Source organism: Stenotrophomonas maltophilia (genome assembly GCF_003970865.1).
Classification (GTDB): domain Bacteria; phylum Pseudomonadota; class Gammaproteobacteria; order Xanthomonadales; family Xanthomonadaceae; genus Stenotrophomonas; species Stenotrophomonas maltophilia_AR.
This window is the reverse complement of sequence record NZ_RXLZ01000132.1, coordinates 1-1,998: the sequence shown is the minus strand read 5'-3', so window position 1 is coordinate 1,998 and position 1,998 is coordinate 1. Positions and strand designations below refer to the sequence as shown.

The 1,998-nt window shown below is 64.8% G+C and carries 2 protein-coding genes; both read right to left on the bottom strand.

Translation table 11 applies throughout. The features are described from left to right. Positions 1-3 precede the first annotated feature (3 nt). Positions 4-1,077, bottom strand: coding sequence for a tyrosine-type recombinase/integrase (locus EKL94_RS22035; protein ID WP_158541486.1), 1,074 nt, complete (start codon positions 1,075-1,077; stop codon positions 4-6). Between the two features lie 145 nt (positions 1,078-1,222). After that, the gene (locus tag EKL94_RS22030) at positions 1,223-1,408 is read right to left on the bottom strand and encodes a hypothetical protein (RefSeq protein WP_113061815.1); all 186 of its coding nucleotides are present in this window, start codon (positions 1,406-1,408) and stop codon (positions 1,223-1,225) included. Positions 1,409-1,998: the final 590 nt, after the last annotated feature.

Below are 1,998 nucleotides of genomic sequence, written 5' to 3'. Positions count from 1 at the left end.
CCCCTACTTGGCCCCGCCAGCCCCGGCGGGGGTTTTCGCTGCGCGGGCGGCAGCTAAAGCCTCTTTCCGAATGTCTCGACCCTCACGAGCGGCCTGCTCGAGGTAGCGCTCGAGGTCCTCTCGACGGATCAGGTAGCGGCTGCCCGCCTTCACGTGGGGCAACATGCGGAGCAGGGCGTAGGAAGTTTCACGGCCCAAGGCGAACTCGTTGCGCAGGGCGGCCACGTCGAGCAGGCGGGATGCCGTATTGGTTTGCGGTGATCTACTCATGCCCGCAGAGTGCCACGTTTTTTCAGCGCGATGGGAGATCCGGTTCACGTTGCGCGGGTGCAGGGGGTGGCCGGTGCTCGAGGGGAACACCAGCCCCGAATCGTGCCACTCCCTCCCCAGGATGCGGCGCTCTTCGGCTAGCTCGGCCTTCCACCCCTCCAGCACGGCGGCCACGTCCGGGCCGAAGCCCACCACCCGGCGGCTGTTGCGGGTCTTGGGGGGGCCGATGTGGACACCGCCCTTGTCCGGGGTTAAGGTCTGCTCCACCCGCAGGGTGCGGGCCTCGAGGTCCACGTGTTGCCAGGCCAGGCCTAGAAGCTCCTCACGCCTCAAGCCGGTGGCAAAGCCCAGGTAGAACAGCGGATACAGCCGGTAGGGGCGGGCCACCTCGAGGAAGCGGGCCACGGTAGCGGCGTCCCAGGCTTTGACCTTGCGGGTCACGGGGGCGGCCTCCAGCTTCACCGGGCGGGCTACGTTGCGCGGGATAAGCTCCATGACCACGGCGCGTTCAAGGGCGGCCTCGAGGGTGCTCAGCACCTCACGGCGGTAGGAAGGGGCTAACTCCTTGGCCTCCAGGGCGCGGGCGAAGGTGTGGACGTGCCCCGGCCTCAGCTTGCGAAGCTCCATGCTCCCCAGGTGTTGGGTGATGTGCTTGGCGTGGGCCTCGAGCTTGAGCCGGTAGGTGGGCGCGGCGCGGGTGGCCTTGGCCTCGACCCAGGTCTTCATCCACTCGCCCACCGTCAGGCGTTCGTGCGTGGCTAGCATCCCCTGGGCGGCAGCTACCTGAAGTTCACGGGCCTTCTGCATGGCCTCTTCCGGGGTGTGGCCCGTCACCCGGCGGCGGTCCAGCTTCCCATCCGGGCGGCGGCCTACGGTTACCTGAACGCTCCAGGAATCCCCGCGCTTCACCGGCTTGGAGCCAAGCCCGTTAGCCCGCTTGCGTGGTTCTGGTTTACTCCTGCTCATCACCCACCTCCATACCCAGGGCCTTCAGCCCGGCCTCAAACACCTCACCCCGCTGCTTCGTGCTCATGGACTCGAGCAGGGCGGCCACCGGCTTCCGCAGCCGCACCCGCACCTTGACACTGGCCTCATCGGGTCTGAGGGCCTCTTGAATCCCCAGCAGCTTCAGCCGCACCTCTAGCGGTTGCCGGGCGCCCTTTAGGTTCTCGCCTCGTGGCATATCAACATACTAGCACCGCGCCCCGCAGTGAGTCATTTCCTTTAATGCCAATTAAGGGAAATATGCTCTCCCCGAAGGCCTCACCAGGAACCGCGTCCAGAACGGCGTTTCTCGCCTGACCGCGTAAAACGGCTTTAAGCCCCCTCGAGCGAGGGGGCCGGGGGCGGACATTGGGGCGTCAGGGCTCGGTCTCGGGATCTTTCGCGTCCCCCTCATCTGTCATCCGATGACAGATGAGAGAGGGGCCGGTGTCTACCCCTTGGGGCGGTCAGGACTCCTCGGAGCCCCAAACCTCCCAGCGGGGATTCTCGTGGTCGAGGAACAGGGTGTAGCCCTGGGCGTAGGGGTTGGACTCCAGGGCCTCAGCAAGAAGGTGGTGGTACAGAAGGCGTTCCTCGGGTGGGGGACGTCTCTTATACACGTCTTACACTGCCGCCGACCTAACGCGTGTTCAAATAGTCGGTGCGCCTACCAGCATGATATAAAAAGATACGAGAGTGACATCTAATCTAATCATACACTACTATAATAAGTTGTAAGGTCGA

Excerpts from the sequence above, each read along its gene's own strand:
- EKL94_RS22035 (WP_158541486.1), bottom strand. The coding sequence starts at position 1,077 with ATGCAGAAGGCCCGTGAACTTCAGGTAGCTGCCGCCCAGGGGATGCTA.